The 15,750-nt window shown below is 71.2% G+C and carries 20 protein-coding genes; 4 read left to right on the forward strand and 16 right to left on the reverse strand.

Going from position 1 to position 15,750, the window contains the following annotated elements; translation table 11 throughout:
• On the forward strand, positions 1–381 hold a 381-nt coding region (locus KDK95_RS30200), incomplete at its 5' end, for an OB-fold nucleic acid binding domain-containing protein (protein ID WP_249162133.1).
• Between the two features lie 126 nt (positions 382–507).
• Entirely contained in the window at positions 508–948 is a 441-nt protein-coding gene (locus tag KDK95_RS30205; protein WP_212521738.1) for a DUF6283 family protein, read from the forward strand.
• 64 nt (positions 949–1,012) lie between these two features.
• Here the strand turns inward: KDK95_RS30205 and KDK95_RS30210 are convergent, their stop codons facing one another.
• The 6 genes from KDK95_RS30210 to KDK95_RS30235 all read right to left on the reverse strand — a co-directional run bounded on the left by KDK95_RS30210 (position 1,013) and on the right by KDK95_RS30235 (position 5,004).
• On the reverse strand, positions 1,013–1,519 hold the full coding sequence (locus KDK95_RS30210; protein ID WP_212521739.1) for a hypothetical protein: 507 nt from the start codon (positions 1,517–1,519) through the stop codon (positions 1,013–1,015).
• Positions 1,516–2,250 carry a hypothetical protein gene (locus KDK95_RS30215; RefSeq protein WP_212521740.1) on the reverse strand — a complete coding sequence of 245 codons (735 nt, stop codon included), beginning with the start codon at positions 2,248–2,250 and terminating at the stop codon, positions 1,516–1,518. The genes KDK95_RS30210 and KDK95_RS30215 overlap by 4 nt, the downstream gene beginning before the upstream one ends.
• A gap of 73 nt (positions 2,251–2,323) precedes the next feature.
• On the reverse strand, positions 2,324–2,776 hold the full coding sequence (locus KDK95_RS30220; RefSeq protein ID WP_212521741.1) for a hypothetical protein: 453 nt from the start codon (positions 2,774–2,776) through the stop codon (positions 2,324–2,326).
• Between the two features lie 248 nt (positions 2,777–3,024).
• On the reverse strand, positions 3,025–3,510 hold the full coding sequence (locus KDK95_RS30225; RefSeq protein WP_212521742.1) for a hypothetical protein: 486 nt from the start codon (positions 3,508–3,510) through the stop codon (positions 3,025–3,027).
• 176 nt (positions 3,511–3,686) lie between these two features.
• On the reverse strand, positions 3,687–4,361 hold the full coding sequence (locus tag KDK95_RS30230) for an SPDY domain-containing protein (RefSeq protein WP_212521743.1): 675 nt from the start codon (positions 4,359–4,361) through the stop codon (positions 3,687–3,689).
• A gap of 229 nt (positions 4,362–4,590) precedes the next feature.
• A complete protein-coding gene (locus tag KDK95_RS30235) occupies positions 4,591–5,004 on the reverse strand; it encodes a hypothetical protein (protein ID WP_212521744.1) in 414 nt (137 codons plus the stop codon).
• A gap of 267 nt (positions 5,005–5,271) precedes the next feature.
• On the opposite strand from KDK95_RS30235, the gene KDK95_RS30240 reads away from it, so the two are divergent.
• Positions 5,272–5,844, forward strand: coding sequence for a hypothetical protein (locus KDK95_RS30240; protein ID WP_212521745.1), 573 nt, complete (start codon positions 5,272–5,274; stop codon positions 5,842–5,844).
• Positions 5,845–6,392: 548 nt separating this feature from the next.
• Positions 6,393–7,664 (forward strand): hypothetical protein, encoded by a 1,272-nt coding sequence (locus tag KDK95_RS30245; protein WP_212521746.1) that lies wholly within the window; start codon positions 6,393–6,395, stop codon positions 7,662–7,664.
• A gap of 92 nt (positions 7,665–7,756) precedes the next feature.
• Here KDK95_RS30245 and KDK95_RS30250 read toward each other — a convergent pair whose 3' ends face one another.
• From KDK95_RS30250 to KDK95_RS30295, 10 genes are all read right to left on the reverse strand, one after another.
• Positions 7,757–8,797 carry a hypothetical protein gene (locus KDK95_RS30250; RefSeq protein ID WP_212521747.1) on the reverse strand — a complete coding sequence of 347 codons (1,041 nt, stop codon included), beginning with the start codon at positions 8,795–8,797 and terminating at the stop codon, positions 7,757–7,759.
• Positions 8,798–8,817: 20 nt separating this feature from the next.
• Complete coding sequence (locus tag KDK95_RS30255; RefSeq protein ID WP_212521748.1) at positions 8,818–9,219, reverse strand: hypothetical protein; 402 nt, start codon at positions 9,217–9,219, stop codon at positions 8,818–8,820.
• Positions 9,216–9,872: a hypothetical protein gene (locus KDK95_RS30260; RefSeq protein ID WP_212521749.1), complete on the reverse strand. Its 657-nt coding sequence runs from the start codon at positions 9,870–9,872 to the stop codon at positions 9,216–9,218. Before KDK95_RS30260 ends, KDK95_RS30255 begins: the two co-directional genes overlap by 4 nt.
• Positions 9,869–10,441, reverse strand: coding sequence for a hypothetical protein (locus tag KDK95_RS30265; RefSeq protein WP_212521750.1), 573 nt, complete (start codon positions 10,439–10,441; stop codon positions 9,869–9,871). Before KDK95_RS30265 ends, KDK95_RS30260 begins: the two co-directional genes overlap by 4 nt.
• A 41-nt stretch (positions 10,442–10,482) precedes the next feature.
• Entirely contained in the window at positions 10,483–10,983 is a 501-nt protein-coding gene (locus KDK95_RS30270) for a hypothetical protein (protein ID WP_212521751.1), read from the reverse strand.
• A 27-nt stretch (positions 10,984–11,010) separates the two neighbouring features.
• Positions 11,011–11,598 carry a hypothetical protein gene (locus KDK95_RS30275; protein ID WP_212521752.1) on the reverse strand — a complete coding sequence of 196 codons (588 nt, stop codon included), beginning with the start codon at positions 11,596–11,598 and terminating at the stop codon, positions 11,011–11,013.
• Between the two features lie 94 nt (positions 11,599–11,692).
• Positions 11,693–12,199: a restriction system modified-DNA reader domain-containing protein gene (locus KDK95_RS36390; protein ID WP_212521753.1), complete on the reverse strand. Its 507-nt coding sequence runs from the start codon at positions 12,197–12,199 to the stop codon at positions 11,693–11,695.
• A 29-nt stretch (positions 12,200–12,228) separates the two neighbouring features.
• Positions 12,229–12,876 (reverse strand): hypothetical protein, encoded by a 648-nt coding sequence (locus tag KDK95_RS30285; RefSeq protein WP_212521754.1) that lies wholly within the window; start codon positions 12,874–12,876, stop codon positions 12,229–12,231.
• 100 nt (positions 12,877–12,976) lie between these two features.
• Positions 12,977–14,788 (reverse strand): VWA domain-containing protein, encoded by a 1,812-nt coding sequence (locus KDK95_RS30290; protein ID WP_212521755.1) that lies wholly within the window; start codon positions 14,786–14,788, stop codon positions 12,977–12,979.
• A 61-nt stretch (positions 14,789–14,849) separates the two neighbouring features.
• Positions 14,850–15,750, reverse strand: a 901-nt coding sequence (locus tag KDK95_RS30295) for an AAA family ATPase (protein ID WP_212521756.1), incomplete at its 5' end; no start/stop codon positions are given.

The following is a 15,750-nucleotide window of genomic DNA, read 5'->3' on the forward strand; positions in this document are numbered from 1 at the left end:
CCCGACTCCCACCCCATCGGCCACATGCGCCCCCTGCTCGCCGATGCCGGCTACATCACCGTCGCCGAACTCGCCGCCCTGCCCGACCGCAAACTCGTGCACATCGCCGGCATCGTCACCCACCGCCAGCGTCCCCCGACCGCCGGAGGAGTCTGCTTCCTCTCCCTCGAAGACGAGACAGGGCTCTGTAACATCGTCTGCTCACCGCCCGTGTGGGAGGCGAACAAAAAGGTCATCCTCGCGCACGGCGCACTGCGCATCACCGGCAGCCTGGAACGCTCCGACCACGGCCAAGGCGCGATCAACATCGTCGCCGGACGCATCACCCCGCTGCGCGTCGAAGCCCAGCCCAGCAGGGTCCGCCGCCGCGACTTCCGGTGATCGGGGCTCGTAGCGCTCGCGGGCTAGGGTGTCGCATCCGTGCGGCAAGGAGCGGGTCGCTGCGATCTTCCTCTCCGCGCTTGAGTACCACTGGGGATTCTCGATGAAGCATGCGAACATATCCGCGTGACGCGCGGTACGGAACCCGATCCTGCATCACCGGACGGCGGCCCGCCGCTCGACTACCGCCGCCGCCCGTGCACCGAGTGCCCCTGGCGGCGAGACGCGGACCTGGGCAAGTTCACCGACAGCGATTTCGCGAAGCTCGAGGCCACCAACGGGATTCCCGGCACCGAAGCACCACCCAGCGCCGCCGCCATGAGCTGCCACCTCGATCAGCCCGACACCGCCCACCCACTGCGGCTGTGCGCGGGATGGCTCGCAGTCATCGGCTACCACCACCTGGCCATCCGACTCCACGTCATCGCCAACAGACTGCCGCCCGCGGCACTGACCGCAGACGCAGATTGGCCCGCACTCTATGATGACCTCGCCGAGATGAAGCGGCACCGACCGAACCGTTCGCAAGACCTGTCAACAATGAGGTCCTCCGCTTCGCAGGCGTGAGTTCTGGCGTCAGGTTGCGGAGCGAGTCACGCGGCCCGAGGCAGCGACGCCGTGCCGCAAAATGTCAGTCGGGCGGTTCCGGCGGCTCACGATCTGCCGCAGCGCCGGTGGCGGGCGGTGTATCCGGTGGGACCTGCGGCTCAGCTGCCTCGTAGCGGCCGGAGCAGTGATTCCAGACGGCGTGTCTCATGAGCCGGTTGAGGTCCTCGATCGCGCCCGATGTCCCCGGGCTCACGGGAATCCAGCCTTCCGGGGTCAGCACGGCGAACCAGCCGAGCGCGCGGCATTCGGCGAAGCCGGGATACAGGCCGGTCCACGCCGTGCGGCAGTCGTAGCGCGGGTCGTGGTGACAGCCGTGGAACACGTCGCACCGGCCGTAGCGCTGGCGGCCGTCAGTCGCGCACCAGGCGATGGTGCACCAGTCGGCGTGCAGGTCGCCGACGCCTGCCGGACACTTCGGGCACGTGGGCATCGCCGTCTCGGCTTCTGGCTTATCGCTATCGGGCAGCCGTCCTTGTGACGACGAGTGCTGCGATGCGCGCGAGTCGTTCGGTGTGTCGGGCTCGCTCATCGCGGCACCTGTATGCGGTGGGGCGGATCAAGGCGCTCACCGAGTCCGCCCACGCGATCCGGATCGGTGTGAGCGGTGACCTCGAACAGGCCCGTCACGAGTGCCTCGGCCAGCACCAGGCGCAGGTCGCTCGCACCGCCCGTGGTGACTGCTCCGGGCAGCGGGACCAGCCGTGCCGGGCTGAAGGAGTCGGTGGCCGGGTCCGCGACCTGTCCGCGGACCGCGACGTTCGCCCAGCGGCGCGGGGCGAGGAAGACGAACCCGTCACCACGCAGGCGAGGGCAGGATTCGGCGGCGATCACGGCGCACGAGCGGCATACCGGCGGGTCTTCGGTCAGAAACGGGGCGTCGGGGCCGCGCTGGTCGAGGTGGGCCTGCCAACCGGGCGCGGCGGCCATCCACAACGCGGCGGGCGCCGTGCAGATCTGGCAGGCGCCGCGCAGCATCACCCGGCGCTGCCGGGTCACGTGCACGCGGGCGAACAGCGCGCGGCCTTCACCCGGAGCCCAGGCCGCCTGCCGCCACAGCACGCCGTGCCGGTCGCGGTCCGCGCTGTTCTCGTTGGCATAGACCAAGTACGGGGCAATCCCGGGCCCGGTCCTGAGCCTGGGCAGTGTGTCCTCATCGAGCGGGACGTCCTCCTGACTCCATGCGGTGATGTACGGGACGGTGACGCCCTTGTAGGTGCGCGGCGGCGTGATCGCGCGGGCGGGCCGGTCGGCGCCGGTCATCGCGTTCCACCCCCTTGCCGGTCGGACGGGGCGGGGCGTAACGCGGGTGCGGGCGGTGGGACGTGGGTCGGTATCACGGGAGTTCTCCATGGCGTGGTTCAGTTCCTGCAACGGCGGGCGCGGCGCGGGCGATCAGACGGGCGGTGAGCGAGACGGTGGGGCGCAGGAACTCGATCCAGCCGTCGGCCAGGTGCAGCCATATCCCTGCGACGTGCAGCGAGCCGTCGGGTTCGCCCAGTTGCAGGACGGCGGCTGGGGCGCTGGAGGCGGCGGGTGCGGAGCCGACGCCGTATGTGAGGATGAGCGAGCCGGGGGCGCACCGGGCGTCGTCGTCGATCTCGACGCCGTCGAACTCGCTGCACCAGGCCGCACCCACGGCCGTGATCAGGATTCTGATGCGATCGGTTCCGAACGGTTTCGTGGATAGGGCGCGCAGGTCGATCAGCCCGTCGTTTCGCGGCGCGGTGTGCAACGCGGTGACGGTGCCGGGGGTGATCAGGCGAGTCGGTCCAACTGCGGCGGTCATGGGGCGGGGTGTGCCTTCATCGGGATTCGGGGCGATCTTTCGTGCGGCGCGGCGGTGGTCGGGTGTCGTGTGTTTGGCGCGGCGGTCGAGCGCGGTTACTGGTCGCGGGTGTGCGGCGGACGGCGGCGCGGATCGCGCCGCGATCTCGCAGGGCTGTGAGAAAGCCGTGTCTCGAGCTGGTGGTGTTCGGTGCAGCGCCCGGGCTCAGCAGGCACTGCGCCTGCGGTGCGGCGGGACGCGCCGGGGTGCTACCGGCGGGTTCCCCGGCGCCGGGCTGCGGCGAGCAGCGCCTCGGCGATCTCGCCGGAGTGCGAGAGCGGGACACCGATCCCCCATCGCGAAAGCGGCGCCGCCCCGGCGAACACCGGGCGCCCGTGTCCGCTGCGGAGGATCGCCAGGCACGGGATCATGCCGAGCACGCCGGTGATCTCCGCGAGTTCGACCCTGCGGGTAGTGAACATGTTGACGACGATCACCGCGTCAAAGGTCAGGATGACGCGGGAGCGGGCGGCGTAGGCGGCCAGTGACACGGCCAGATAAGCGGTTCCGGCCGCGCCGCACACCGCGCCGGGTCCGCGCTCGGTGGCGATGCACATCATGCGAACACCGACCGCGAACACGGTCACGGCGCACAACGCGATGGCGGCGGCGCATCCGCGCGCCCAGCGCGGGGCCCGCCAGGCGCGCAGCACCTGGCCCGCAGCGGATCCGGCGCTGCTTCGACGAGTCGGCATCAGGGCTCTTTCTTCTCTGGCGCCGCCTCTCGGCGGCTGGCGGCGCGCCGGGCGGCGGGCACCGGGTCGGTGTCCGAGGACGGCTGCGGCAGGCAGCGCCCCCGGGACCTGTGCGGGATCGCGTGCCGCAGCGCCGTTGGGTGCCGCGGCGCGGCCGGTCCGCCGTCGTGGCGCGCCTATTGGTCGCGGTCGGGGTCGAGTCCCGCCGGGTCGGTCAGGGTTACGAGGAACGCGGTGATCGCCTCGCCGGGCACCTCGGCGGTGAACACCGCCGTCCACGCGCGCCGGTGGACGCCCTCTGGGAAGGTGGCGCGCCAGTGCGGACCTGCGGCCAGGAACTGCCCCGGGATCTCGGGCGGGGCCGGGTTGCAGGACAGGTGCACCGGACCGTGGGTGCCGGTGTAGGTCGCGGTGCGCACGGCGCGCACCCAGCCGTTCGCCTCCGCGGCGTCGAACACGGCATCCGCGCCGTTCTCGGCGGCACCGGCCAGGTAGCCGGGGACCGCGCCGCGGATCCCGGCGGGATCGGTCAGCACGCGCACGAACGCGGCGATCGCCTCGGCGGGCGTGTCGTCGCCGAAATGGGCCGCCCATCCGCGCTCGCCGCCCGGTTCGGGCCGGTACTCGGCGACCCACAGCCGGTCGGCGTCATACCGGTAGCGTTCGGTCTCGGGCCCGAACTCGAGACGGCATCGGCCGTCCGGGGACGTGTAGGTCACGTTCGCGACCTCGTCCTCGAACCTGGTCCATCCGGCGGCACCGGCCGCGTCGAGGGCCGGCGCGGGGATTCCGGCGCTGGCCGCGTACGGCGGGACGAGCACGGGCGCTGGCGTTGTGGGTGCAGGGGTCATCGATGCCTCCGGGGCATGGTGGTGGTGGGAAGTCGCGGCGTGAACGGCCGTCGGACCGATATCCAGACACAGACATTCGCGTGCGTCAAGCCGCGCCCGGCGTCCGGTGCCCGGACGTGCACGGCAGGCGGCGCGCGGGTAGTGCGCCCCGGGGGCCGTGAATACCCAGGGCGCGCGAGGACGGGCGGCGCCCTCGGCGGCGCGCGTGCCTGCCGCATCGGGCTGCGGTCTATTCGGCGGGGTGGGTGGCGCACTCGATCCCTGCTTCCTCCAGTTCGCTGTGCAGCGCCGTCGCGGTGCTCGCGCAGCCGCGCAGCGTCGCGGCGAGATCGAAGATCGGCACCTGGTGCCAGGTACCGAGCGGCATGACCTTCCCGTCGTGCACGAGGTGGACGGTCACGTGCAGGCCCTCAAGCAGCTTGTCGTGCGCGGCGCAGTCCGCGAGGTTCGCGACCACGTCGCCGTCGATGCGCCGCGGCCAGTCCGGCTCGGCGAGCCACCGGCCCGAGACCCGCCCCCGGTCGCCCTCGGCGTCGGTGATCAGAACGGCGCCGACCCCGGCGGGGATTGCCAGGTCCGGGTCGGACAGGTCCACTGGCCTAGGCTCGGGCACGACGGTGTCCAGGTTCGGGGTGTCGTCCACGGCGACCTCCAGGATCTCGGCTGATGCGGCACGGGAGTTCGCGCAGCCCCGCAGGCGCGGGGGCGCGATGAACCATCCAGGCCGAACCCCGCAGGAAGGTCAAGCACCAGACATCAAGCCACCGCAGCGCTCGGCGCGGCCGGCGAGTGTAGCCGCCGGGATGTTCGAGGTCCGCGGGTCGAGTCACCGTTCGGGTCGTGGTCGCCCGTTCGAGCGCATTCACCGGATCCGTGTCCGCCGCGCCGCACGGCTGGGCAGAGTACCGCCATGGCTGACGAGACCGGCAGGGCGATCATCACGCGCGAGCAGGCGTTGGCCTGCCTCGAGATCCTGGGACTCGAGGGCCCGCCCGCGGGCCCGGGCGAGTTCCAGCGCGCCGAAGCCCTGGGACATCTGCTCTTCCTCGTCGAGGCGAGCGCGCTCGCCGACACCGACCGTCTGGACCAGGAGGCTCTGAGCAGCGGCTACGCCACGGCGGCCAACATGATCGTCACAGGGAGCATGGGCATCGACGGCGATGCCAGGACGCTGGTGACGCTGCGGCTACTCTCGCGCACCGTGGAAGACCGGCTCCGTCGCACCCGCCTCGATCTCGCCGCACTGGACACGCCGCTGGAATCAGACGGCGCCTGGAGTCCGTACGACGCGGTCAGCGCGGCACTGGATGCGATACTCGCGCTGTTGGCCCGCCCCGCCCCGCCGTTCGTGTTCGACGGCAGCGCACCATTCGAACTGCGGGCGATGCGCACCGCGATCGAGACCGCGGACAGACACGCCCGCACGGCGCTCTCCCGACTCGGCAACGGCGTCCGCGTAATCGAGCAGAGGGCAAAGGCATAGCCGGCGCGCCGCCACCGACTCGCCGACCAGGCAATGAATCCGCCGGCGAGGATGATCCTGCACGTGTGCAAGTTCTCGATCCGAAGTGACCCGCATCAGGCCTCTGATATGCGGCAGCGCCCTGGACGTGACGCACGAGGTGGGGGCTTCCGTCCCCGGCGCGTGGCGGATCCACGGCATCATTCATCGGCGGGCCGCGAACGGAGCACCTGTCACCTGGGCGTTCCCGTCGGGATGGCGTCTCCGCCATCGCCCGGCATCTGGAACGGGCATCCGCCTATCGAGATGAGCCTCAAAGACTTTAGGTTCTCAACTTCAACGTCAGGCGCCGACCCTGTGACCTGGATGATTCCCTGGAGTCTCACGATGTGTCGACAGGGGGCTGTCTCAGATCACCGCCATTTCCTCGGGCTGTCCAGCAGGCTGCAATCGCCGACAAGCACCTGCAGGACTACAGACGGGCTGATCAGCCCATAATGGGAGTCAGTGCCGAGCGACCCGGCGCATCGCACCCGCCCCGGGCGCACTCACCGCGATCGGAGAGCATCGTGAACAACAGCGCGTTGTGGCGAGTGGTTGACAACGAGACAGGTACCGAGTCCATCGTCAGCACGCCCTCCGAGGCGGTCGCGTTCGTCAACAGCCGGTTCGACACCGATGACGACGACGAGCCGTTCAGCATCACCAAGATCGGCCCTCTCCTTCCGAAGCCGCTCGGGGCCATCATCGCATGGGCGGTCGAGAAGGACGGCGAACGAACCGACGGGCGTACTGCGCCGATCACAATCAGGCCGGTTGTGACGGAGAACGCCATCGAGTGCGATGACGTCGTGCTCTGGGGCGACGTGTATGTCTCGTGGGACCACGACAGGTACACCATCGAGGGGCCGGCCGAGTACAGCGAGGCTGACAGCGCAGCCGAGTTGATCGAGATCCTCGACGAGTACGCCGGCGACTACGAGTACGTACCTGAAGAGTCCGACAGCCACCCGCGCCTGAACCACCGAGAGTTGATCCGCTACGGCGCCCAAGAGTGTGCCAACCGGTTCGGGCACCTTAACGACGACGCGCTGCTGTGGCTCGCTGCCACCCGCATCACCCTCGCCCTGTGGCGCAATACACCCGTCGAGAACTGGCATGCCGGGACGAGTCCGCTGCACGACGGCACGATGATGCGGATCAACGCGGCAACCACCCGGATCGTGCGCTCGATGCTGTCGTTCGACCATGTCGACTGGATCGCTGTCGGTCTCGCGATCGTCAACCCGTCTCGGGTTCTACCGACCGGGCAGTCCGTGCTCGATCTCGGGCTGGCCTGCCACAACCCTGACGACCCGGCGCACGAGGTTGATCCGCGAGAAGAGCTCGCGGAGATGGCACAGGCCGCGATCGATTGGGGTCGAACGTACCGCCTTCGCGAGAAGGAGTTCGGCCTGCGAACCCTGATCGAATTCTTCTGCGCGTTCGACAACGGCTGGTTCGGAGCGCCGAGTTGGGGGCGCATCGTCGATCGGTTCCTCACGGCTGTCGACGACCGGGAGAACGCGCACTGGCGCATGCACCGGGACAAGCCATGGTTCGACGAGTGGTTCACCAACCGCCCGGCCGACATTGCGGACACCACGGAATTTCGTCGACTGCTCCATGCCGGGCCCGACCTGCTGTCCGAGGAGGCCGCCGAATGGTGCGTGGAAGGCGCCATCGGCTACGTCTGCCAGGACGACCACGCGAACGGCTGCCCGCGGTGCGGTATCCCGCCGGCAACGGAGTCCCTGGCCTCTCCGATTCAAGACGGAGAAGCCAGCCACCCGAACGAGTGACGGCAGTGGCCAGCGATTCTCAGTATTGCTGCTCAAGTCGGCTGGTTGCGCTGGGGCGGTGCCGGTCGATCTGGGGCCCGCTTTCGCGGCTGCTACGTGCGGGACGGGTGCGGCGCGAGGTGAGGGGGCGCGGTGTCCGGCCGGTCCATCAATCGCGCGGCCTCGCGCAGCAGCCGTACCTGCTCGGCGCGCGATGCCCGCAGCAACAGGGCGGGAAGCTCCGCGCCGTGCACTCCTCCGGCCTCGGCGAGAGCGCCTTCTGCCATCTGCCTCGTGCCCTCTTGGCCGGTGTGCTTGCCCAGCATGTAGAGCAGAAGATCGGCGTGTGCGGGAACGGATTCGAGCTCCTTCGCGGCGCGGGTGAGCGCGTCGACGGCGTGCACGCGGTTCCAGTCGGTGCGCGGGCGCGAGCGCACCTCGGCGCTGGCCGCATCCAAGCGCGGGCCGAACTCGGCCCAGTCCATCGGGCGGGTCGCGTGCACGCGCGCGACCGGGGAGAAACCCCGCAAAAGCCCGTCGCGGACGTTGTTCCGGTCCGCGGAGTCGTCGCGCGCGAAGACCTCGATCACATCGCCGTCCAGCAGGAACACGTGCTCGACACGCGCGGGAAGCGTGGAGGATCCGGAGATCCGCCAAGGAGCGCCGTCACCGCCCGGATCCAGTGCCGGCGCCTCGCCGCGCACCGCCGCCCGACCCCACTCCGCAGCGACAAGCGCCTGACGCTCGGCGCGGGTCAGGCCCGGGCGGGGCGTGCCGTCGGGAAGGTGGCAGCGGCAGGCGCCCGGCGCCCTCTCGCGTGCCCGCCTCGCGCCGCCCGGGGCGTTCGGGTCTGGACCGAGGCGCTCCCATCCGACGGGATGGTCGTAGATCAGTTCGCTGATCGCCTCGCGGACGCGGTGGCGTCCCTTGTGCCGTTTGCCGAGGATCTCGCGCAGCGCGCGCACGGTCTCGGCAGGTCCCGGGGCGTACTCGAGGATTCGACCGGCCCAGCGGTCGTCGTCGTAGCGGTGGAACGGTATCGCCAGCACCGCCCGCAGCGTGCTCGCCGCATCCTGCCCGGTCGGGGTCGGGACCGGGTTGTTCGCCGCGCCGGGCGCGGTGTCGGTCTCTGTGGTTTCAGGGGTCTGGTTCACGGTTGTGGTGTGCTCTCTTGTTAGTTGTGGGCGATCAGGTAGGCGAGGATTGCGCGGGCGGCCCGGTCGCTCCGTCGCCGCCGTTTCAGGGCGCTGGTGTGCTCGCAGGTCACGTAGGGGTGGGCGGCGATCACTGGGGCGGCGACCTCGAGCCAGGTATCGGGTGGCAGGCCGGTGTGGAGGGCGATCGGCGTGACCGCGCCGGGGATCTGCTCGTGGTCGGCGAACAGCGCGAGGTCGATGCCGCCGGCGCGGTCGGCGAGGATCAGCCACAGTGCGCAGCCCGGGTCCTCGGGCTGCTGGCCTCCGTGGTGCCAGGTGCCGGTCAGGTGCGGCGGGCAGGTGTCCGAGGTGTGCAGGGTGTGGATCCGAAACGCCCAGCCCGGCTCCGGGATCGCGCTGGCCGCGTCCAGCGCGGTCACGGTGCCTCGCCCTGCTCGGTGCCGACCGGCGCTCCGGTTTCGGCGGCCGGTGCGATGACGGTCACCTCGCGCCCGTCGGGCAGGGTGATGCGCCGCCGGACGGTGCCGGGCACCTCGTGGCCGCGCTGGCTCAGGAAGCCCGCGACCGCCTTGCGGAAACTCGAGGTGTACTGAGCGATCGTGGACGGAGCGCGGGTGCCGTGGTTCGCGGCGGTGAACGCGGCGATCACCGCCTCGACGTCGAGGGTCTCAATCTCGGTGTCCAGGCCCGCGGGCAGGTGGTTCAGCACGGTGCGCGCGCCCTGGAGGTAGGCCTTCGCGGTGGCGTGCGCGGCGGTCTTCGCCTCGCGCGCCCACGCCCAGTAGGCGAGCATGTCGCGTCCGGTGGCGGGCCGGTCGAGCTCTTCGGGCAGCACTGGTTCGCTCCACATCGCCCCGGACTCGGCCTGCTCGTAGGACAGGCGGGTGAGGAAACCGCGCTCGCTCTTGGGCAGAGTCGTGCTGTAGCGCTCGTCGGGGATCCAGATGTGCGCGCCGTAGCGGTCGAGCCGGTCGATCACCCCGTGCAGGCGCTCACCCTCACCGCCCTCGTAGAGCCCGACATGCATGGCCACGCTCATCTCCTCGCGGCGCAGCGGCGTCATCATGCTCACCGCCCCGCGCCCGTCCGGTAGGCGCGCTCGAGCAGTTCGCTCTCGCCGCGCAGATCGGTCCAGGTGCGCCCCGACAGGTCGGCGGGCCAGCTCGGCGCGCCGGGGAAGGTCCACCACCGGCTCTCAAGGATCGAGGGCGGGGTGCTACCTGGCGGATAGTCGGCCGAGAAGTGCCCCATGTGGTGCGCGGTCGCGAGCGTGCAGGCGCTTTCAAGGTCGGGGGCGTGCAGCACGTAGGTATGCGGGCATTCCTTCTCCTCTCCGGGGTCGGCGTCGTCCACGCTCACGGTGAAAACTCCCAACCGGGCCAGCGGCGCAAGGTCGTGCCCGGTGATGCGGCGGATGTGCCGGTAGTCGAGGATCTCTCGCTCGTGCACGGCGAGCCAGGTATCCTTGAGCAGGTCGAAGTCACGCGCGTAGTCCGGGTGGCCGGGGCGGCCCGAACGCTCGGCGTGGTCGAGGTAGGTGCGCAGCGTGCCGAACGGCACGGTGTGCTCGTGGCGCTCGATCGAGGCGGTGATCCAGGACAACGTGACCGGAAGGTCGTCAGGCGGAATAAGGGAACTCATCGGGTTTTCTTCTTTCAGCGGGCTCGGGTCGTCCGGTCGGGTCAGTTCAGGGAGTCGGTGTCCCCCAGGTGAGCCGCATTCAACTGCCGGGCGCGTTCGACCATCAGGTCGAAGCGCACGCGCGCGGTCTCGCGGGTGTAGGCGGCACGGCCGAGGTTGTTCCAGTCGCCGTTGATGCGCACCAGGACCTGGAGTCCGGTGGCGGTGAGGATGTAGGCGTAGCGGGCCGTCGCGCACCGGCCAGGCAGCATCGGCTCGTCATCCGGCCACGACGGGGTCGGCACCTCCGGTTCGTGGCAGCGGCAGTCGCCGAGCCGCTCGCCGTCGGGCTCGATCCGGTTCCAGCCGTAGTGCGTCTCGATCAGCGTGCGGGTCAACTCCTCGATGCCGTACTGGCCGCTCGCGACGTGGGCGTCGTGGGCGAGGCGGTGCAGCAAGGGCCCGAGGTCGGTGGGGGCGCCGTAGCTGCGCACGTAGCGGCCACTCCAGCCCGCGCCGTTGGGGCGGGCGATCACAGCCGTGATGTCCACGGGGGTGCTCATGTCAACGTCCTTAGCGTTTATGGGGTGCTAGTCGGTCAGGGCGAGGGCGGCGATCACACCGGGCGGGGTGGTCAGCGCGGCGCTGATGACCGGTTGCCCGGGCAGGTCGGTGCGGTGGATCAGCCAGCCGTGGTCGGGGCCTTCCTCCACGCGGTGCGCGGTGCGCAAGGCGTCCGGCGTGCTCCACGCGGTGACACCGTCCTCGCCGTCCGCGGTCTCGATCCATCCGGCCGCTGCCAGCCGGGCTCCGGGATCGTGGCCGCTCGCCTCGAGCTGCCCCGTTGCAGCGAGGATCGAGGCGGTGGGGATCAGTCCCGAGCAACTCGCCCACCAGCGCTCACCGCGGGTCGGGCCGAGCATGGTGCGAGTGGGCCAGTGCGAGCCGAACTCGGCGCGGGCGGTGAGCAGGCCGGCGAGGTCGGCGACCTCGAAGACGCGCTGCCCGTGTGCGGGCGGGTGCACGAGCAGCGCGCCCGGGGCGAATCCGGCGTGGAGCAGGTCCCTGATCCACTCCTGCAGGTGCAGCGCGGCGGTGAAGCAGGCCGGTCCGGTCATCGCCTCGGCGATCAGCCGGTGGAAGGTGGCGGGCGGGAAGTCGGCGGGATCGAAAGGCATCGCGAGGGGCTCCTTCGTGCGAGGTTCGGCGGGTCGCGAACCCGACCGGTGCGGTATCGAGCGCGGCGCCTGGGCGCGGTGTGCGGGTGGCCGGTCACGGGGCGGGCTCGTCGCGGCGGGCGGCGCCGGTCTCGCCCGTCTCCAGCAATGCCCTGAGATCCTTCAGGCTGCGTCCGTCCGCGGTTTTGAACCTCACCCAGCCATCCGTGGGGTGTCCGGCGATGCGGTGCGCAGCCTGGAACGGGCTCGGCCAAACGGTTCCGTCCGGCAACTCGATCCGTCCGTCGACGGTGACGGTGACCGTCTCGGTCCGTTTCAGCCGGGGCCGGTGCCAGGTCAGTTCTTGGCCCGGGTGCAGCAGACCGGCATCGATCAGTGGCGCGAGTTGCGGTGCGAGTCCCGACCGCGTCGTTCGGCCGTGGCCGGTGGAAGCGGTGGCGAAGGCGAGCAGTTGCCCGATCGCGGCGGACGCGGCGGTGTAGACCCAGATCCGGGCGTGTACCGCTGCGCCGAGGTCGAGTTCGATGTACGCTTCGGGATCCTTGATCGCACCGATCGGCGGCGGCGCGCCAGGGCCGGTCCGGGTGTGCTCGTCGGTCACGGTGTGCTCCGGTGTACACGGCGGTGTGGTCAGTCGGACAGGGCGAGGGCGGCGATGACCGCAGGCGGGGTGTGCTCGCTGGCGTAGGTGTCAGTGGGATGATGTGCGCGCCCGTCGGAGTGCCAGCGGGTGACGCTCCAACTGGCGGTCCCGAGCCGGTCGTCGACGCTCCAGCACACGCTCCGTCGGCCGTCCGGCCAGACCCACTCGATCTCGGTGATCCGGCCGTCGCGGTCCTCCTCGGGTTCGGTTTCCACCTCCCAGCCCCGGGCGGTCAGCAGCGCCGCGACCAGGTGGGGACCGATGTGATGGCCGAACGAGCGCGCGTGCTGCGTAGCCGCATCGAGGTCGGGTTCGGCCGGGTCGGCGGCGGCCTTCACGGCGGCGAGGGCGACCGGGAGCGACACTTTGTGCAGATCCGCCTCCCAGCCTGGTGAGTGAACCGGTCCGCTAGACCCCGGCCGGGCGGACAGGCGGGCGGTCATGCGGCCGTCCGCGTACCGGGCGGCGGCCAGGCGCAGTCGCCCGTCGGGGCTGGCGAGTTCGTGGATCTCGGTGTCCTGTACCGGCTCGGTGCGGCTGTCGCGGTCATGGGTCCAGCCGTCGGCGAGCAGGGTTCGCGCTAGGGCAGCGGTGCAGTTGGGTTCCGTCGTGGTGAAGATCGGCGCGGTGTTCATCGCGGGCTCCTTGTCGTGGTCTGCGGCGTCGCACGGCTTCGGCGGTGGGTTGGTTGGTTGCCCTGCGCCCGGCGACTGTGGCGGGCGCAGGGTCCGCGGGTCAGCGGGCGGCGGCCAGGGCGGTGACCGCGGCCTTGCCGATCGCGTCGGCGGCCTCGGCCGGGCGGGTCAGCGTCACGCGGGTTGCTCCCGGTGGGACATCGCTGTATCCGCCGAACAGGTCGAGCCACAGCACCGCGCACCCGGCCTTGGTCAACCGGGCGACCCGGGCACGGGCGCCGTCCGTCTCGCCGTAGCCGACGAACATTCCGTCGGAGACGATCACCAGCAGGCGGGCGGCGCCGGGACTCGAGAGGTCGAGGATCCCGTCGAGGGCGTCGATCGCCTCGCTCACCCGCTCGGTGCTGCAGGCGGCGCGGAACTGCGGGACCTGGGCCGGGGGTTTGCCGGGGCGGGTGATCGCGGTGACCTGCTCGCCGAACGCGACGGTCGCCGAGGCGTTGTCAGGCCCCGCGTAGCGGGCGGCGTGCGACAAGATCCAGGCGGCCGAGGCGACCGGCCCGGTCGCGGCCGACATCGAACCGGAAACGTCGACTGCGATCCCGACTTTCAGCGGCGGGTTCGGGGCGTGGCGGCGATGGGTCGCGCTCCATGGTTCGGCGGTCGGGATCGACCCGGCAGCGCGCTGGGCCTCGCGGGTGATCGCGGCGCGCAGGTTCAACCGTCCGGGCGGCGCGACCGAGGTGGTGCGGGTCTCGATCCGCTCGCGCACCGCGGCCTTGCGCAGCGCGCGCCCGAGGCGGGCGGCGGCGGCGCGTTCCGGCTCAGCCGGTATCCGGTTGCCGAGCACCGGGCTCGGGCCGCGCTTGCCGCCGGCCTCCTCATCCGGGCTCGTCGCGGGGAACACGCGCCGGGAGATCGCCAGCACCTTCTCGCGGTGCTTTCTCTCCTCGCCCTTCGCGCTGACCGGGATCTCCGGGCCTTCGGCGGCGGCATCCCTGGCGATCTTGCGGGTGGCGCGGCGCACGGCGGCGGCGATCTTCCCCTTCGGCTTCGGCGCGCTCTCACCCGCGCCTCCAGCGCCCTCCCCCGCCGTCGCTTCCTCGCCGTCGCCGGAGCCGGGGGCGGGCTCGGCGGCATCAGCGCCCAGGGCCTTGCACCATGCGGCTGCGAGTGTGAGCATCCCCTCGGCGTCCTCGTCGCCGATCGTGGAGGCCTTCTTCCAGATCCTCTGCAGCTCGCTGTAGGTGTCGCGGCCGAGGACCCGGCGCGCTTCGCGCTCGACCGGCCAGACGGTGCGCCGCTCCAGGATCCCGGCGTCGACCCGGGCCATGATCAGCCCGGCGGCGTGCGCCGCCGCCCAGGGCTCGTCCGGCAGCGTGGCCGGGAAATCGGCCATCACCAGGTCCGCCACGCACGCGCGCAGGTAGCGCACGTCCCCGGGTCTGGCCGCGATCAGCCGGGCCTCGGCGCGCGATTCTTCGAGCATCGCGGCCGCCTCCCCGAGCGCCGTGCCGCGCGCCTTGACCGGGGTGACCCACTTCGAGTGCCTGGCGTGCGCGCCCTCGTGGGTCAGCGCTCCCCACGCGGGCAGGTAGCGCTCCCGGTCGAAGGGGTCGTCCGGATCGATCGTGTCCGGGTCGATCTTCCCGAACGCCTTCGCGCCGATCTCGATCAGCGCCTGGTCCGGGTAGAACGCCGCCGCAGCACCCACCCGGGTCCCGCCGAGGCGCACCTCGACCGCGAGGTCCGGGCGGTCGGCGATCAGGCCGATCTCGGCGGACAGTCCCGCTCCGACCCGCAGCCAGGCGTCCGCCTCGGCCAGGCGCTTGCGTGTGGTCTTCTTCGGCGGCGTGGCGGGCGCGGGCTCGCCGTACTCGATGTGCGCCATGGTCTCTACTGTTACTTCCATGTCTTGATTCAGTGGGCGTGGTGGCGGGCACTGCGCCCGGTCCGGGCGCGGTGGCGGGGATCTACTTGGCCTGCTTGCCGAGGGCGAGCTGGGCCACGGGACGTCCGATGATCTTCGTGACCACGGCGGCGACCAGGTCGCGGTCGTCCGGCGGGGCTTGGCCGATCATGTTGCCGAAGGCGGCGTCCTCGCCGAGGGCGGTCGCGATCGCCTTGAAGGCCAGTAGTTCGCGCATCTGCGGTGCCCATCCGGAGGCGCCGTTGCGCTGCTGGGTGGCCAGGTTCCGGGCGATCTGCACGGCCTTCTTGTGCACCCCGAGGTGCTCGGCCAGCTCGTAGTCGGTGCTCACCTGGATCGGGGCGGTGAACCGGGAGGCGAGGGCGTCGGTGAGCACCGCGCCGTGCACGTGCGGGTTGTGCCCGGCGATCACGTAGAACCCGTCGGCGGCCTTGACCTTGCGCCCGCCGTGCTCCTTGAGCACGATCTCGCGCCGCCCGTCCATCAGCGGGTAGATCACCGCGAGGACCTTCGGGGCGATCAGGGTGGCGTCGTCGATGAACAGCGGGCGCCCTTCCTGCGCCGCGATCACGGCGGGCCCGTCCTTCCATTCGTACGAGCCGTCCTCGGCGATCACATAGGAGCCGACCAGGTCGGCGACCTGGGTGTCTCCGTCCCCGGCGATCAGTTCGAGGTCCGGGAAAGCCGCTTCGACCAGGGAGGTCTTGCCGGTGCCGGGCGGGCCTTCGAGCAGGGTGTATATGCCGGAAGCGCGCATCATGTGCAGCACTTGCACGTCGGTGTGCTCGCCGAGGGTGCGCGGGTAGTACATCTGCCCGTTCGCGCGCCGGATCGGGGCCTTCGGGTCTACCGGGGGCGTGCTCGCCGGTTTCGCGGCGGGCCTCGGCCTGGCCGTGCTCGCGGGCTTGGGTGCGGGTGCCGGTTTGGCGGCGGGGGTGCGCGGG

The organism is Actinospica acidithermotolerans (assembly GCF_018139625.1).
In the GTDB taxonomy this organism is placed as follows: domain Bacteria; phylum Actinomycetota; class Actinomycetes; order Streptomycetales; family Catenulisporaceae; genus Actinospica; species Actinospica acidithermotolerans.